The organism is Ancylobacter sp. Lp-2 (assembly GCF_020523795.1).
Lineage (GTDB): Bacteria > Pseudomonadota > Alphaproteobacteria > Rhizobiales > Xanthobacteraceae > Ancylobacter.
Window position 1 is genome coordinate 159,417 of record NZ_JAJALI010000007.1, and the last position, 16,318, is coordinate 175,734.

Here is a 16,318-nt window from a genome sequence, read left to right on the forward strand (position 1 = left end):
TTTCAACGCCACCTCGCTCTGTCCTCATTGAAGCGGGTCGAAACCCGCGCTGCCTCGCGCGACCGCTCAGAGTTTCACGGCGGCTTCCCGCGCCCAGAGGCGGAGCTTGCGGCAGCTCTCGATGAACTCTGCCACCGAACTTGCGTCGTCGAGGATCATGAGCCCTTCATCGGCATCGGGCGCGACACCAGCCTTCGCGATGAGCGGAAGGGCCGCCGGAGTGAAGCCGATGAACTTGCAATGCGCAAAGGCATCCGCCACGAAGTCGCGCGCGGCCGCCTCGCCGGTCAGCCGCTCGGCGCCCTCCTCGGAAAGCAGCAGCGCCACGGCGTCGAACAGCACCGAGGGCCCGCCGTCGATCATATGCTTGGCCACGACCTTGGTGCCGTCCGCGGTCTCGACGCCGCCGACCTTGGGCGCGATGACTTCCATCACCGCCCCTTCCTTCTCGATGGCGGCCTGGAGCGCCTTCAGCAGCTCGCCGTCGCAGCCATTGCTCACCAGCACGCCGACCTTGCGGCCTTTGAAGCTCGCCGGGCCGTTTTGGATGATGCTGAGCGCGGGCGAGGCCGGCAGGTTGTCACGTGGCGTGACCGCCGCATCGGCGGGCTTCGGCAGTTCCTCTATGCCGAGCTTGTCGGCCACCGCGGCGCCGAGCGCCTCGTCGATGTTGAGCAGATGCGCGACCATCCGCTCGCGGATGACTGCCGCCTCGACCTTGCTCAACTCGAAGGTCAGCGCCATGGCGATGTGCTTCTGCTCGGGGACCGTCTGGCTGTTGAAGAACTGCCGCGCCTGGCTGTAGTGGTCGGCGAAGCTCTCGGACCGCAGCCGCACCTTCGGCGCGTCGATCTCCTCAGCGAACGAGCGGAAGCCGCGCACGGGATCCTCGCGCGGACCCTCGCCATGTGAATTAGGCTGGTAGTTCGTGCGCCCGACCGGGTTGCGCATCGCCATGTGCCCGTCCTGCTGGAAATGCGCGAACGGGCATTTCGGCGCGTTGATCGGGATATGGGTGAAGTTCGGACTGCCGAGCCGCTTCAGCTGGGTATCGAGATAAGAGAAGTTGCGTCCCTGCAGCAGCGGATCGTTGGAGAAGTCGATGCCGGGCGGCACGTTTTGCGTCATGAACGCGACTTGCTCGGTCTCGGCAAAGAAATTGTCCGGCATGCGGTCCAGCACCAGGCGGCCGACCGGAATGGGCTTGAGGACCTCTTCGGGGATCAGCTTGGTCGGATCGAGTACGTCGAAATCGAAGCTGTCAGCGAATTCCTGGTCGAACAGTTGCACGCACAATTCCCATTCCGGGAAATTACCGGACTGGATGGCGTCCCACAGGTCGCGGCGATGAAAGTCCGGATCGGCGCCGTTGATCTTCACCGCCTCGTTCCAGACGACTGACTGCAGGCCAAGCTTCGGCTTCCAGATGAACTTGACGAAGGTGGACTCATCCCTCGCATTGAGGAGCCGGAAGGTGTGGACGCCGAAGCCCTCCATAAACCGGAACGAGCGCGGGATCGCCCGGTCGGACATCACCCACATGATCATGTGCATGGCTTCAGGGGTCAGTGAGATGAAGTCCCAAAAATTATCATGGGCCGAGGCCGCCTGCGGGAAGCCACGATCAGGCTCCGGCTTCACCGAATGGATGATGTCGGGAAACTTGATGGCGTCCTGGATGAAGAACACCGGGATGTTGTTGCCGACGAGGTCCCAATTACCTTCCTTCGTGTAGATCTTCACCGCGAAGCCGCGCACGTCGCGAGCAAGGTCTGCTGAGCCCTCGGAGCCTGCGACGGTGGAGAACCGCACAAAGGCCGGCGTCTTCTCCCCGGCGCGCTGGAACAGATCGGCGCGGGTATATTTGGCGAGTGAGTCATAGGTCTCAAAATAGCCGTGCGCGCCGTAGCCGCGCGCATGGACGACGCGCTCGGGAATGCGCTCATGGTCGAAGTGGAAGATCTTCTCGCGGAAGTGGAAATCCTCGATCAGGCTAGGACCGCGCGGACCGACCTTCAGCGTGTTCTGGTCGTCGGCGACCGGCCCGCCCTGGGCGGTGGTCATGACCGGCGTGTCGCCCTCCGCCACTTGGTGCAATTCGCCGCCGTTCCCTCGAAGAAGCGTCTGATCGTGAATCGCCGCCGCTGATCTTTGCGTTGCCGTAGCTTTCCGTGCCATGCGCGTGCGCTCCCTAAGCGTGCGGGGACGTCCGGCCGACCCCGCATCGTCCCACTAACCCTCGGGACCGGCTTTCGTTGCGCGGGGGGTGCCAACGCCATCGGGATGTGGGCGGGCGCCAGAAAACTCGCCGCGTCAGCTCGAGAGCACTTCGCTCACATAGGGCGGGCCAGGAGATCGGCGCGACGAAAGCCATGCTCAGACGAGCCTCGTAACCCAGGCGTCAGGCTCGGAGCGGCTTGTTGGAGATGCGGATACGCGATCAGCCGGCGACGTCTGCGCGAAGCGGACACGGGCTTTGTGATGCAAGACAATGGTACGAGATGCGATAGAAACCATCAGGAGGCCATGGCAGGTAACACTCTTTTCCGATCATCATTCTGATTACCGCCGCGGCGGCCCCCTCGGGTTTTATCAATGCCGACGAGCAACCCTCTGGCATGGGACGCCGACAGTCTGCGAAGGGCAATCCGCGCGGCCGGCGTGGCGCTCTGGTCATGGAACGTAGACAACGACCAGTTCGCAATGGACGAACAAGCGTTTCTGCTGTGGAGCGTACCGCAAAGCGACGAGGTGAAATTTGAGGACCTGTCGACCCATATTCACCCGGCCGATCGCGACCGTGTGTGGCGCCAGGTTGCCGACGCCGTTGCCGAGCGTCCCGACGAGATCAGTGATCGCGGCGAGGTTCGATTTATGGCCGTAGAGGTTGCACATGGGCCCTACGGTGACGCGCGCTCTCTGACACTACGGCTCGCGCGCATGCCGTCCAGCCATATCTCCACGGTGGGCATTATGCGCGAGACGATAACGTCTACCCCAGCAGCATTTGGGTGTATGCCGTCGCGAAGGTTCAATGAAGGGTTTGCCGCTACTCCGGCAAGGAAGAAGGGATAGAGCGCGACAGCGTGTTTTTCCGCCAAGCGTGGGTAGATGGCATGGAAATCGGCCATGAACAGCACCCCTCTGCTGGACGGTGCCCACATGCCCGCCAGCAGAACGGGAATTCCTCTCGCCTTCAATCGCGCAATGATCGCGTCAAGCGCACGTTCGGTCAGATGGACGTCAATCCCACGAAGTGCGTCGTTAGCACCAAACTCAACAATCACGCCGTCTGTGCCCTGGGGCACCGATCGGTCTAGCCGTTCGAGGCCAGAGGTCGCGGTATTGCCGGGCGCGCCAGCATTGGCCACGGTGACGTCGTATCCACGCGCCTTCAATGCCGCCTGCAATTTCGCAGGGAAGGAAGCCTCCGGCGGCAGGCGATATCCGGAAGTGAGGCTGTCGCCGAAAGCGACAATGCGAAGCGGCTCGGCCTCGGCGGTCGCAAGGGACAGAATGGCGATTATCATCAAGGCCGCGAAATGTCGGCAACAGAGCGCAGTCTTCAGCGCGCTGGATTGGTAGCCATAGGGACCGCACATGCGGATCAGCCGGGAGGCGCGCCGACGCTGTCCTTGACGCACTTGGTCGTGAAGCTGGTCTTGGCTGCGCCGGCCAGTTTCTTGGTTGTGGCCTGCGCATCGCATGCGGTCTGAGCATCGCGCTCGCACTTGCCAAGGAAGCTGGTGCGGGCCGCGCCCGCGAGCTTCTTGGCATCGGCATTCGCAACGCAGCTATCGGCGAGGGCGGGGCCGGCGAAGGCAACCAGAACGGCGAGAGTGATGAGCGACTTCATCGAACCGTCTCCTCTTCAGGTGCCGGGAGCTAAACATGGCTGAGGAGCGGCGTCGAGGTGGGCCCAGTATGAGTTTTCTCAGCAGCGAACCGGACCCGCCACGATGTTGTTGGCTTCCGCCCACCAGAGGAATGCGTTGCCCGCTTCAATGACATCGTCGTCATTTGCAGCGCTTTCCAGACGACGGATCAACCCGTCGTAGTCGCCTCCGGGATGCGGATTGGCCAGGGCGAAGGACAGTGCCTCATCGAGGGTGGCGATATCGAAGGTGGCGGAGCCGGCATGAACTCTGACGACCGGGATCGTCGCGGACTCGGCTGTGTACACATGATCGAGGATCGGCATGGTTATTCCTCCATTGCTCCGATTCCAACGCTCCGCACAGGCTCACGTTCCAAGCGTCTGCCCCTTACCCTCCGCCTCCCCGAGAGCGACGCGGCCGGCGGGGGTGATGCTGAAACGAGAACACACTGCCCACCACGTGCTCGACGTCACCTTCTCGATCCGGGCAACGACGGCATCGAGGCGCCCCCCTGGCCTGAGCTTGGCCCAGCCTCGCTGTAAATGGTTAAGCCACCAACAACCTGTAGACGCGCCGAGCATCCAATGCCACGTTAGTTGCGAGTGCAAGCCGCGAGAACGTAATGCTATGGCGAGAGGCTTCGGGAGCGGGCGTCTTCCGATCTTGAACGTATCGATTGTTTTTTCGGTTGTTCTCGTTGCCTGCCTTTTTGGCATTCTGACACGGCCCTATGGTTCACTCGCTGCCTTCTGGCCGGCCAATGCGGTACTCCTCGGGCTCTTCGTTCGGCATCCTCCATTGGTATCCCCGGCCGGCTGGTTCGCCGCAATCGCGGGCTATTTTACTGCTGACATCCTTACGGGCGGCTCTCTCCTGCTCACCATCTGGTTGACAGCAGGGAACCTGGCGGGCGTCGGCGTCGGGGTTTTGCTCTATGCTCGTATCAATGATGCTCATCGCACCTTGGGCCAACCGTCCTCCGTCCTTTACTTATTGGGGGTGCTCAGTTGTGCCGCCGCTGGGTCGGCCGTTGTTGGCGCGGGAGTCGCGCCCGTTTTCTTCGGTCGGGATTGGGTTTCCGGACTGGCATTCTGGTTCACGACCGAGTTGGTAAACGGCATCATCGTCCTGCCCGTCATCCTGACGGCGCCTGCCGGGCCATTCATCTCGGCGTTGGATCTACGACGCGGTGGGAAGGACAAGGCGGCTTTTCTCACAGGAGCTCCGATTGTTGCCCTCGCGCTCTCACTTGTCGTCGGGCACCTCGTAGGAGGAATGGGGGCACTTGCGTTCCCCTCGCCAGCACTCCTTTGGTGTGCCCTTGTTTACCCGCTGTTCCCCACCGTTCTGCTCACGATGCTGGTGAGCATATCCCATCTGATTGCCGTATCGCTCGGCGTGGTCGGCGAGCCCGCTGGGCATATCGATGCGATGACGATGACAGATCGCCTCAGCATCATGTTACTGGCCTTGGGTCCATTGACCGTCGCCAGCATCAACGCGGCGAGAGTGGAGCTGACGAGCACGCTTACTCGGCTCGCAACCTACGACGCATTGACGGGTGCCCTTACGCGAGCAGCATTCTCGGCACAGGCGAGCTCCGTGCTCTCGGCGCGGCCCGGTCCTCTTGCCGTCATGACCATCGACATCGATCACTTCAAGCGCATCAATGATACCCACGGCCATGCGGCAGGTGACAGGGCGCTCGCAGCCTTTGCAGACGTTGTGGGCAGGGCTCTCCGCAAAGACGATCTTTTCGGTCGCATCGGTGGGGAAGAGTTCGCGATCCTCACGCCAGCCGTAAGCGATCAGGGAGCGAAGGGTATTGCAGACCGCTTGCGAGCGGAGATCGAGGACCTGTCGTGTGCGCTTCCCAGCGGGGACATGCTGCGCTTCACTGTCAGTGTTGGCTTTGTACACGTGCAGGGCAATACGCAGCTATCTCTCGAGAACCTTCTCGCTGCAGCGGATGACGCTCTCTATCGGGCCAAAGGGGCGGGTAGAAACCAGGTCGTTGCCGCTTAGTGGCCAATATGCGCCAACCCTGTTCCCCCTGTTCCCCACCGTTCCCCTCGAAATGAATGTAGGCGAGAATGAAATGAGGGCGGTCGTGGGTGCGTGATGCGTCTAAAGTAGGTGAAAATAGACGCCGAGAGCAGCTCGAGACCAATGCGCACGAGCGCGGCGCTGGAAGCGACGGGATGGCGCCAAGGCTCATCCGCATAGCATTCTGTCCGCGGCAATACATGTTGGGCCGCGTAGGTCGTGTACTGGAGCAAATGGCTTGCGAGATCAGCGCGACAAATGAGGAGCCGGCCGAACTCTTCGGTGTCAACATCCACATCATTGCAAGATGGAAATCCGTTCATGACGAGTTTTGTCAGGCCCTAAAAGCCGGTAAGGGCGCTTTGATCAGCAATCAACCGAATCGAAGCCGATAGATCGAACCGCGGCCATCTTGAATAACAATCAAGAATTCAAGTCTGTGGCTAGGCGAGCGACGGATGGACGGGCATGCCCTGCATCGGTTGAAAACAATCATAGGAAATCAAAGGCTGGGCCGTTCTCGCCCAAACTTGAAAACAATCAAGATATTCAAGATGGGGTATCCTGGTCGCATTGGGCTCGTCAGCCCGGGTTCTGCTGCCGATGAAGACAGCACTCTCCTAGCGAGGCGGGGTAAAATACGAAACCGCAACGCCGCCAAGCGCCTACCGCACGAATGTTGACCTTCAAGTAGACGATCAACTCCTTTCCGAGTCCTTCTCTAGGCCGGCTTCTTTGGCTTGGTGGCAGGCTTCCGCTTCTTGGCTCGGCGAACCCGGGCGAGCGAAGGCGATGGCCGCAAGGGTGGGAGGCGCTCCAGCAATCGCACCAGATAGCTCCCACCACCCTCGCGCGACCGCTCCTCCCTCTGAAGGATGTACTGCTCGACTGCATGATCGAAGTCGCTTCGGCGCTGAGAGGCGCGGCCGCGAGCGAACCCATCCGTCGCGATGGTCTCCGCCGCTAGTCGTAGAGCGCTCTTCAACAGCCAGGGGAGTTCGTCGTCCCAATTATTGGGAGTGTCCGGCAGTAGCCGGCTGTTCGCACTTCGAAGGCCGGAATCCATGGTGGCATAGAGGCGCACTTTTATCGCTTCGGGCGTGAGGTGCTCATATAGATCCCGAACCGCGGTGCCCACGCGGTACGAGTTCTCGGGCCCACGAGCGACGCCGCGAAGAATCTCCACTGCAAGACGCTCCAACGCTTGAGCGGCCATTTCCTCTGCCCATTGCGCCTGCTTGTCGCCTCGTTCGCCACCGCCGCCGTCGATCACTCGTAAGTCAACCATGAAGGCCTCCTGCACGAGGGGAGCCTACATCAGTGCGCGAGCGACGGTCTAGTTAAACGGAGGGGTTGTATTGCAAGGGAGAGCGCTGCGTAGAAGGCGCCGCCATCGGCCCTACCGGCGTCAGCTGTTGGGGTGATTGTTGGGGTGAAGCTTCGATGGTTGATTTTTTCTTGAATAAAATCAACGATTTAGGCTAAAGATTTGGCGGAGAGAGCGGGATTCGAACCCGCGATACGGTTTCCCGCATACACACTTTCCAGGCGTGCGCCTTCAACCACTCGGCCACCTCTCCCCGGCATCGATCGCTGACGATCAATGCACGTCGTCCCATGGGGACGGAGGCGCGGAATATAGTGAAGCTGGCCGCTTGGCAAGCCGTTCCGTGGAAACCGCGGCGCCCGCCCGCTCAGTTTGACGCCGGGGCTGTGGACGAGATGGCGCAGCGGGCGGCGTCGGCCGTGCCGCCCATGAGATGGACCTGGTCCTTGCCGGTGCCGCCGCCGACGATGTTGTAGATCGTGGTGCTCGCCGTCCCCACGGATTTGCCTGCGGCGGTGAACTCGCAGGTCACCACCGCGGCGCCGATCGTCGCGGATCCCTCATTCGCCACCGACACGTCCATCACCGAGCCGACGGGATCGGAGAAGATGTCGCCCTGCTTCACCTTGAGCGCCGGATTGGCGGCGGCGCACACCATGCCGGCGCCAAGGGCGACGAGGGCGAGCAACTCCCGGACCCGCCGGAGCCGAATCGGAAGGGGGGGGGCGGGCAGCTCGCGGGTGGAGGTCGTCGTCGTCATGCTGGGTCTCATGGTTCGGATGCCGTCCGGAGGATGCCGCAGCGTCGGCGGAAATCAATAAGGTCTGCGCGCCGACGAAGCCAGAGAATAGCACGCGCCGCGCGGTCGCACGCACTCCGGCCCGTGGCGGAGGTTCACGAAAAATTTCAATAACTTCGGTAATCTAGACAAGCCCCATGTCCTCAATATAGTCCAACGGGTGGGGATAGTTTGCGGGGGTGGCCAATGAGGCCGATGAGGTGGCGCGTGACGGGGCCGGCGTTGATCGGCGTCGTGGGACTCGCTCTGGCAGTGTCGGGCTGCACGGAGAAGAACGAGTACGTGCCGCCGCCGCCGCCCAAGGTCTCGGTGGCCGCACCGTTCGAGCAGCCGGTCATCCGCTATCTCGAACTGACCGGCAATACGGCGTCCATCAATTCCGTCGACCTCGTCGCGCGCGTCGAGGGCTTCCTGATGTCGATCGACTACAAGGACGGCGCGACGGTGAAGAAGGGCGACCGGCTCTTCCTCATCCAGCAGGACACCTACCAGGCCGATCTCGACCAGGCCAAGGCGTCGCTTGCTTCCGCCAACGCCCAGCTCACCAACGCCCAGGCGGAGTATCAGCGCCAAGCGACGCTCGGCCAGCAGGACTTCTCCTCGCAGGCGGTGGTCGACAAGGCACGCGCCGCGCGCGACCAGGCGCAAGCGGCGGTCGATTCGGCCAAGGCGAATGTCGAGGTCGCCACCATCAATTACGGCTACACCACGGTGGTGGCGCCGTTCGACGGCATCGTCACCCGCCATCTCGCCGATGTCGGGCAGCTGGTTGGCCAGGGGCAGCCGACCAAGCTGGCGACCATCGTGCAGATGGACCCGATCTATGCCTATTTCAGCCTGAGCGAAAACCAGGTGCTGCGCATCAAGCAGGCGTTGGCCGAATCGGGCCGCACCATCGAGCAGGTCAAGGAGATCGAGATCGACATCGGCCTGCAGAACGAGGACGGCTACCCGCACCAGGGTCGGCTGGACTACGTCTCGCCGGAGGTCGATCCCTCGACCGGCACGCTGCTGGTGCGGGGCCTGTTCGAGAACAAGACGCTCTCCTTGCTGCCGGGCCTGTTCACCCGTGTGCGGGTGCCGGTGCAGCGGCTGCCCAACGCGCTGCTGGTGCCCGACACCGCCATCGGATCGGCGCAGCAGGGCAGCTACGTGCTGGTGGTCGGCAAAGACAACGTGGTCGAGCAGAAGGTGGTCACCACCGGGCAGCTCGTCGGCTCCTACCGGGTGATCGAGAGCGGGCTCTCCGCCGGCGACAAGGTCGTGGTGGGCGGCATCCAGCGCGCGGTGCCCGGTTCGAAGGTGGAGCCGGAGCCGGCGCCGCCTTCCGCGCCTCCGCCGGCAGCGCCCGCGCCGGCAGCGCCCGCCGCGGCGAAGCCGGCCGCGCCTGCCGCCGCGCCGCCCGCCGCCAAGCCCTGACACATACCGGCACGTTCGCCGCCCGGCGTCGGGTGGTACCTGACATCGCTACCGGCAGACCCGCAACAAGGCACGAGCCATGATCTCCCGCTTCTTCATCGAACGGCCGGTTCTGTCGAACGTCCTGGCGCTGGTCTTCGTGCTGATCGGCGCGGTGGCGCTGTTCAAGCTGCCGGTCTCGCAATATCCCAACGTCGTGCCGCCGACCGTGCAGGTGACGACGCTCTATCCCGGCGCCAGCGCCCGCACCCTGGTCGACACCGTGGCGCTGCCGATCGAGCAGCAGGTCAACGGCGTGCAGGGCATGCTCTACATGCAGTCGACCAGCGCGTCGGACGGCACCTACACGCTCACCGTGACCTTCGCCATCGGCACCGATCCCGATCTGGCGCAGGTGCTGGTGCAGAACCGCGTCGCCATCGCCATGGCCTCGCTGCCGCAGGCGGTGCAGGTGCAGGGCGTGACGACGCAGAAGAAATCCACCGCCATCCTGCAATTCGTCGCGCTGTACTCGCCGGACGGGCGCTATGACAGCCTGTTCCTCGCCAATTACGGCATCATCAACCTGCAGGACGAGATCGCCCGCCTGCCGGGCGTCGGCAATGTCAACGTGTTCGGCTCCGGCCAGTATGCGATGCGCATCTGGCTCAATCCCGACGAGATGCAGGCGCGCGGGCTGACCCCGAGCGACGTCATCTCCATCGTCCAGCAGCAGAGCCAGGAGGTCGCCTCGGGCGTCGTCGGCATGCCGCCGGTGCCGAAGGGGCAGAACTTCCAGTACACGCTGAACATCGCCGGGCGGCTCAACGATGCCGCCGACTACGAGAACATCATCGTCAAGGTCGACAACGCCAATGGCGGGCGGATCACCCGCCTGCGCGACGTGGCGCGGGTGGAGATCGGGGCGCAGACCTACAGCCAGGTCTTCACCTTCAACGGCCGGCAGTCCGCCTCGCTCGGCATCTACCAGCTGCCCGAGGCGAACTCGCTGCAGGTGGCGCAGGAAGTCCGCGACAAGATGGCGGAACTCTCCAAGGACTTCCCGCCCGGCCTGGCCTACGCAGTGCCCTTCGATACCACGGTGTTCGTCAACGCCTCGATCACCGAGGTGTACAAGACGCTGTTCGAGGCCGGCATCCTGGTGCTGATCGTCATTCTGGTGTTCCTGCAGGACTGGCGGGCGACGCTGGTGCCGGCCACCACCGTGCCGGTCACCATCATCGGCACCTTCGCGGCGATGGCGGCGATGGGCTTCACGGTGAACCTGTCGACGCTGTTCGCCATCGTGCTCGCCATCGGCATCGTGGTCGACGACGCCATCGTCATCGTCGAGGGCGTGGCGCGGCACATCGAGCGCGGCCTGCCGGGGCGGCAGGCGGCCGAGAAGGCGATGGACGAGCTGTTCGGCCCGATCATCGGCATCACGCTGGTGCTGATGTCGGTGTTCATTCCGGCCGCCTTCATGCCGGGCCTCACCGGCCAGCTCTACCAGCAATTCGCCCTCGTCATCGCCGCCACCGCCTTCATCTCGGCGATCAACGCGATGACGCTGAAGCCGACGCAATGTGCGCTGTGGCTGCGCCCGCCGGTGCCGCCGGAGAAGCGCAACTTCTTCTATCGCGGCTTCAATGCCGTCTACGAACGTGCCGAGCGCGGCTATGCCGGCCTCATCCGCCGCATGGTGAAGGTGAGCTACTTTACCGCCCTTGTCGGGCTCATCCTGATCGGCGTCTCGATCTGGGGCATCACCCGGGTGCCCACCGGCTTCCTGCCGACCGAGGACCAGGGCTATGTGCTGATCGGCGCGCAACTGCCCGATGCCGCCTCGCTCGAGCGCACCCAGGCGGTGATGGAGAAGGTCTCCAAGATCGCCCAGGACACGCCCGGCGTGGAGAACGTCATCACCATTTCCGGCGTCTCGGTGCTCGACAATAATGCCACCCTGCCCAATGGCGGCGTCGCCTATGTGATGCTCAAGGACTGGGATGTGCGGGACAAGGCCGGGCAGGGGCTGCTGGAGATCTACACCTCGCTGAACCGCGAGCTGCAGCAGATCCAGGAGGCGGCGACCTTCGTGCTGGTGCCGCCACCGATCCAGGGCATCGGCAACGCCTCGGGCTTCACCATGATGGTGGAATCGCGCGACGGCAGCTTCGACTTCCCCAAGCTGCAGAGCGTCACCCAGCAGATCAGCGCGAACGCTGAATCGCAATCGGCAATCCAGCACCTGAGCACCTCGTTCCGTGCCAGCGTGCCGCAGCTGTTCATGACCATCGACCGGGTGAAGGCCGAGACGCTGGGCGTCACCGTCGGCCAGGTGTTCTCCACCATCCAGGGCTATGTCGGATCGAGCTACGTCACCCAGTTCAACCAGTTCGGCCAGACGTTCCAGGCCTATGTGCAGTCGGACAGCGAGTTCCGCCGCACGCCGGAACAGATCCTCGGCATGAAGATCAAGACGCCGTCCGGCGAGATGGTGCCGATCGGCACGCTGGCGACCATCAAGCCGGTGTTGGGGCCGCCGCTGATCACGCTGTACAACCTGTACCCGGCCTCCACCATCGTCGGCGTGCAGTCCACCGGCTTCTCGTCCGGCCAGGCGCTCGACATCATGAAGCAGGTGGCCGACGACACGCTGCCGCCCGGCATGGGCTTCAACTGGAGCGCCATGTCCTATCAGGAGGTGGTGGTCGGCAACGAGATCTACTTCGTGTTCGGCCTCGCCATCCTGCTGGTCTATTTCGTGCTGGCCGGCCAGTATGAGAGCTGGATCCAGCCGCTGTCGGTGCTCCTCGCCGTGCCGCTGGCGCTGCTCGGTACCGTGGCGGCGCTGACCGGCCTCGGGGTCGCCAACAACCTCTACACCCAGATCGGCCTGATCCTCCTCATCGCGCTGTCGGCGAAGAACGCCATTCTGATCGTCGAATTCGCGCGCGAGAAACGCGCGGAGGGGATGGAGATCGCCGAGGCGGCGGTGGAGGCGGCGCGGCTGCGCTTCCGGCCGATCCTGATGACCTCCTTCGCCTTCATTCTCGGCGTGCTACCGCTGGTGCTCGCTACCGGCGCCGGTGCCAATTCGCGTAAGTCGATCGGCATCGCGGTGTTCTCCGGCATGCTGGCCTCGACCTGCCTCGCCGTGCTGTTCGTGCCGTCCTTCTACGCGGTACTGCAGCGCTTCGAGGAGCGCGGCAAGCGCAAGGCCAAGCCGGGTGCCGCGCCGGAGGCGTCGGCCGGTCCGGAGCCGGGCGAGGGCGAGGCGAAGCCGGTCGCCTGATCGGCACCGCAGTAGGGCAGGGCGCGGTATTGTTCGCCTGCCTCGATAACAGGCATGAGGCTGGCGCTTCCCTGGGCGTCCGTCGCCGCCGAGCGCGCGATTGCCTGCCGTTGGGCCATGCCGGGCACGGCACGATTCCTGCGTTGATGGTGCGACGGAAGCCGCTCGCCCCTTCCGGGCGGGCGGATCGTCGGCGTAGTCTGGCGTCCCGTGTCCGCGTTGGTAAAGTTCAGTTGGTGCCATGACAATTTTCGCCAGCCTGCATCACGTCACGGCTTACAAATATGACCGCCCGGTCGTGCTGGGCCCCCAGATCATCAGGCTGCGTCCAGCGCCGCATTGCCGCACGCCGGTGAAGAGCTATTCGCTCAAGGTCACGCCCTCGAACCATTTCGTGAACTGGCAGCAGGACCCGTTCGGCAACTGGATGGCCCGCTTCGTCTTCCCGGAGCCGGCGACGGAATTCCGCGTCGAGGTCGACCTCATCGCCGACATGACCGTCTACAATCCCTTCGACTTCTTCGTCGAGGAATATGCCGAGACGCTGCCCTTCGCTTACACGCCCGAACTCGCCAAGGAACTGATCCCCTATCTCGAGCCCGAGGAGGGCGGTCCGCTGCTCGACGCCTATGTCGAGAAGGTGCGGCCCAAGGATGGCGAGAAAACCGTCGACTATCTGGTGCAGCTCAACCAGCAACTCCAGTCGGACGTGAACTATCTCATCCGCATGGAGCCCGGCGTGCAGGCGCCGGACGAGACGCTGAGCCTCAAGGCGGGTTCCTGCCGCGATTCCGGCTGGCTGCTGGTGCAGATCCTGCGCCGGCTCGGCCTCGCCGCCCGTTTCGTCTCCGGCTATCTCATCCAGCTGAAGCCCGACGTGAAGGCGCTGGACGGGCCGGTGGGCACCGAGGTCGACTTCACCGATCTGCATGCCTGGTGCGAAGTGTACCTGCCCGGCGCCGGCTGGATCGGCTTCGATCCGACTTCCGGCCTGCTCTGCGGCGAGAGCCATTTGCCGCTCTGCGCCACGCCGAGCTACCGCTCGGCGGCGCCGATCTCCGGCGGCTTCAGTGCCGAGGAGAACACCAAGACCGAGTTCGACTTCGAGATGAAGGTGACGCGCGTCGCCGAGAAGCCGCGCGTCACGCTACCGTTTTCCGACACGGCCTGGACCGCGCTCGACGCGCTGGGCGACAAGGTGGATGCCGACCTCGCCGCGCAGGATGTGCGGCTCACCATGGGCGGCGAGCCGACCTTCATCTCCATCGATGACTATCAGAGCGCCGAATGGAACACCGCGGCGGTGGGGCCCACCAAGCGCATGCGGGCGGACGACCTGGTCCGGCGCCTGCGCAAGCGCTTCGCGCCCGGCGGCATGCTGCATTACGGGCAGGGCAAATGGTACCCCGGCGAGAGTTTGCCGCGCTGGACCTTCTCGCTGTACTGGCGCAAGGACGGCAAGCCGATCTGGCGCGACCCGGCGCTGATTGCCGCCGAAACGCAGACCGGTGCGGTGATCGATGAGGCCAAGGCTTTCACCGAGAATCTCGCCGACCGGCTCGGGCTCGCCAAGGTCTATGCCCAGCCGGCATTCGAGGACGCCGCGCACTGGATCCTCAAGGAAGGCGACCTGCCTGAGAATGTCGACGCGCTCGATTCCAAGCTGGAGAACCCGGAGGAGCGCGCCCGCCTCGCCCGCGTCTTCTCCCGCGGCCTCGGCCGGCCGAGCGGCTATGTGCTGCCGGTGCAGCGCTGGCAGGCGCGTGGCCATCTTGGCTGGATCAGCGAGCTCTGGCAGTTCCGGCGCGGCAAGCTGCTGCTGGTGCCGGGCGACAGCCCGGTCGGCTATCGCCTGCCGCTCGCCAGCCTGCCCTGGGTGCCGCCGGCCCTCTATCCCTATGTGAACCCCGCCGACCCCATGACCATCACCGGCGACCTGCCGGATGCCGAGGCGCTGCACCAGCGCTACCGGCGGGTGGACAATGAGGAGGGGCATCAGGAGAAGGTCGACCAGATCCTCACCGGTACCGGTTCGGTGCGTACGGCGCTTTCCGTCGAGCCGCGCGACGGCCGCCTCTGCATCTTCATGCCGCCGACCGAGCGGCTGGAAGACTATCTGGAGCTTCTGGCCGCCATCGAGGTGAGCGCCGCCGAGCTGAAGCTGCCGGTGCATATCGAGGGCTATGCGCCGCCGGTCGATCCGCGGCTGAACGTCATCCGCGTCGCCCCCGATCCCGGCGTCATCGAGGTCAACGTCCATCCGGCGGTGAACTGGAAGACCTGCGTCGAGATCACCCGCGATCTCTATGAGGATGCCCGCCAGACCCGGCTCGGCACCGAGAAGTTCATGGTCGATGGCCGCCACACCGGCACCGGCGGCGGCAATCACGTCGTGGTCGGCGGCGCCACCCCGGCCGACAGCCCGTTCCTGCGCCGGCCGGACCTGTTGAAGAGCCTGGTGCTCTACTGGCAGCGCCACCCCTCGCTGTCCTACCTGTTCTCCGGCCTGTTCATCGGCCCGACCAGCCAAGCGCCGCGCATCGACGAGGCCCGGCACGACAGCCTGTACGAGCTGGAGATCGCGCTTGCCAACGTGCCGGCGCCGGGCAAGGGCTATGCGCCGCCGCCCTGGCTGGTCGACCGGCTGTTCCGCAACCTGCTCACCGACGTCACCGGCAACACCCACCGCTCCGAGATATGCATCGACAAGCTGTTCTCGCCGGACGGGCCGACCGGCCGGCTCGGCCTCGTCGAGTTCCGCTCCTTCGAGATGCCGCCAGACTGGCGCATGAGCCTCGCGCAGCAATTGCTACTGCGGGCGCTGATCGCCTGGTTCTGGCGCGAGCCGCAGGAAGGGGAGCTGACCCGCTGGGGTACCGCGCTCGCCGACCGCTTCATGCTGCCGCACTTCGTCTGGGCCGACTTTCAGGACGTTCTCGGCGACCTCGACCGGGCCGGCTACCACGTCGATCCCGCCTGGTTCGAGGCGCAGCGTGAGTTCCGCTTCCCCTATTTCGGCCAGGTCGAGCATGGCGGCGTGCAGTTGGAGATCCGCCAGGCGCTGGAACCCTGGCATGTGCTGGGCGAGGAGGGGGCGATCGGCGGCACGGTGCGCTTCGTCGATTCCTCGGTGGAGCGCCTGCAGGTGCGGGTGGAGGGCTTCAACCCGACCCGCCATGTCGTCGCCTGCAATGGGCGCCGCATGCCGCTGATCCCGACCGGCCGCTTCGGCGAATATGTGGCGGGCGTGCGCTTCAAGGCGTGGCAGCCGGCCTCCGGCCTGCACCCGACGATTCCCGTGCACGCGCCGCTGACCTTCGACATCGTCGATCAGTGGTCGAACCGCTCGCTCGGCGGCTGCGTCTATCATGTCGCACATCCCGGCGGCCGCAATTACGAGACTTTTCCGGTGAATTCCTACGAGGCGCAGGCCCGGCGACTGGCGCGCTTCCAGGATTACGGCCACACTCCCGGCTATCTGTTCGTGCCGTCCGAGGAGCCGACGCCGGAATTCCCCGCCACCCTCGATCTCAGGAGACCGGCGCGGATCTGATGCCTCGCCGGTGGACGGGATG

Annotated in this window: 11 protein-coding genes and 1 tRNA gene; 4 read left to right on the plus strand and 8 right to left on the minus strand. The window is 64.4% G+C overall.

What is annotated here, in order from left to right:
• Positions 1-66 precede the first annotated feature (66 nt).
• From LGR54_RS17900 to LGR54_RS17920, 5 genes are all read right to left on the minus strand, one after another.
• Entirely contained in the window at positions 67-2,178 is a 2,112-nt protein-coding gene (locus tag LGR54_RS17900; RefSeq protein ID WP_230363339.1) for a catalase, read from the minus strand.
• 495 nt (positions 2,179-2,673) lie between these two features.
• Entirely contained in the window at positions 2,674-2,895 is a 222-nt protein-coding gene (locus LGR54_RS26080; protein WP_312893331.1) for a hypothetical protein, read from the minus strand.
• A 5-nt stretch (positions 2,896-2,900) separates the two neighbouring features.
• On the minus strand, positions 2,901-3,530 hold the full coding sequence (locus LGR54_RS17910; protein WP_230363494.1) for an arylesterase: 630 nt from the start codon (positions 3,528-3,530) through the stop codon (positions 2,901-2,903).
• A gap of 77 nt (positions 3,531-3,607) precedes the next feature.
• Positions 3,608-3,856, minus strand: a complete 249-nt coding sequence (locus LGR54_RS17915) for a hypothetical protein (RefSeq protein WP_214010961.1) — start codon at positions 3,854-3,856, stop codon at positions 3,608-3,610.
• A 78-nt stretch (positions 3,857-3,934) separates the two neighbouring features.
• Positions 3,935-4,201 (minus strand): hypothetical protein, encoded by a 267-nt coding sequence (locus tag LGR54_RS17920; protein ID WP_214010962.1) that lies wholly within the window; start codon positions 4,199-4,201, stop codon positions 3,935-3,937.
• Positions 4,202-4,541: 340 nt separating this feature from the next.
• On the opposite strand from LGR54_RS17920, the gene LGR54_RS17925 reads away from it, so the two are divergent.
• The gene (locus LGR54_RS17925; RefSeq protein ID WP_214010963.1) at positions 4,542-5,903 is read left to right on the plus strand and encodes a GGDEF domain-containing protein; all 1,362 of its coding nucleotides are present in this window, start codon (positions 4,542-4,544) and stop codon (positions 5,901-5,903) included.
• Positions 5,904-6,645: 742 nt separating this feature from the next.
• Here the strand turns inward: LGR54_RS17925 and LGR54_RS17930 are convergent.
• From LGR54_RS17930 to LGR54_RS17940, 3 genes are all read right to left on the minus strand, one after another.
• A complete protein-coding gene (locus LGR54_RS17930) occupies positions 6,646-7,212 on the minus strand; it encodes a hypothetical protein (RefSeq protein ID WP_214010964.1) in 567 nt (188 codons plus the stop codon).
• 202 nt (positions 7,213-7,414) lie between these two features.
• A tRNA-Ser gene (locus LGR54_RS17935) sits at positions 7,415-7,504 on the minus strand.
• A 114-nt stretch (positions 7,505-7,618) separates the two neighbouring features.
• Positions 7,619-8,011, minus strand: coding sequence for a hypothetical protein (locus tag LGR54_RS17940; protein WP_230363340.1), 393 nt, complete (start codon positions 8,009-8,011; stop codon positions 7,619-7,621).
• Between the two features lie 234 nt (positions 8,012-8,245).
• Between LGR54_RS17940 and LGR54_RS17945 the strand changes: the two genes are divergently transcribed.
• The 3 genes from LGR54_RS17945 (at position 8,246) to LGR54_RS17955 (ending at position 16,296) form a co-directional block, all read left to right on the plus strand.
• Positions 8,246-9,469: an efflux RND transporter periplasmic adaptor subunit gene (locus LGR54_RS17945; RefSeq protein ID WP_370638231.1), complete on the plus strand. Its 1,224-nt coding sequence runs from the start codon at positions 8,246-8,248 to the stop codon at positions 9,467-9,469.
• A gap of 79 nt (positions 9,470-9,548) precedes the next feature.
• Positions 9,549-12,743, plus strand: a complete 3,195-nt coding sequence (locus LGR54_RS17950; RefSeq protein ID WP_230363342.1) for an efflux RND transporter permease subunit — start codon at positions 9,549-9,551, stop codon at positions 12,741-12,743.
• A 241-nt stretch (positions 12,744-12,984) separates the two neighbouring features.
• Positions 12,985-16,296 carry a DUF2126 domain-containing protein gene (locus LGR54_RS17955; protein WP_230363343.1) on the plus strand — a complete coding sequence of 1,104 codons (3,312 nt, stop codon included), beginning with the start codon at positions 12,985-12,987 and terminating at the stop codon, positions 16,294-16,296.
• Positions 16,297-16,318 lie beyond the last annotated feature (22 nt).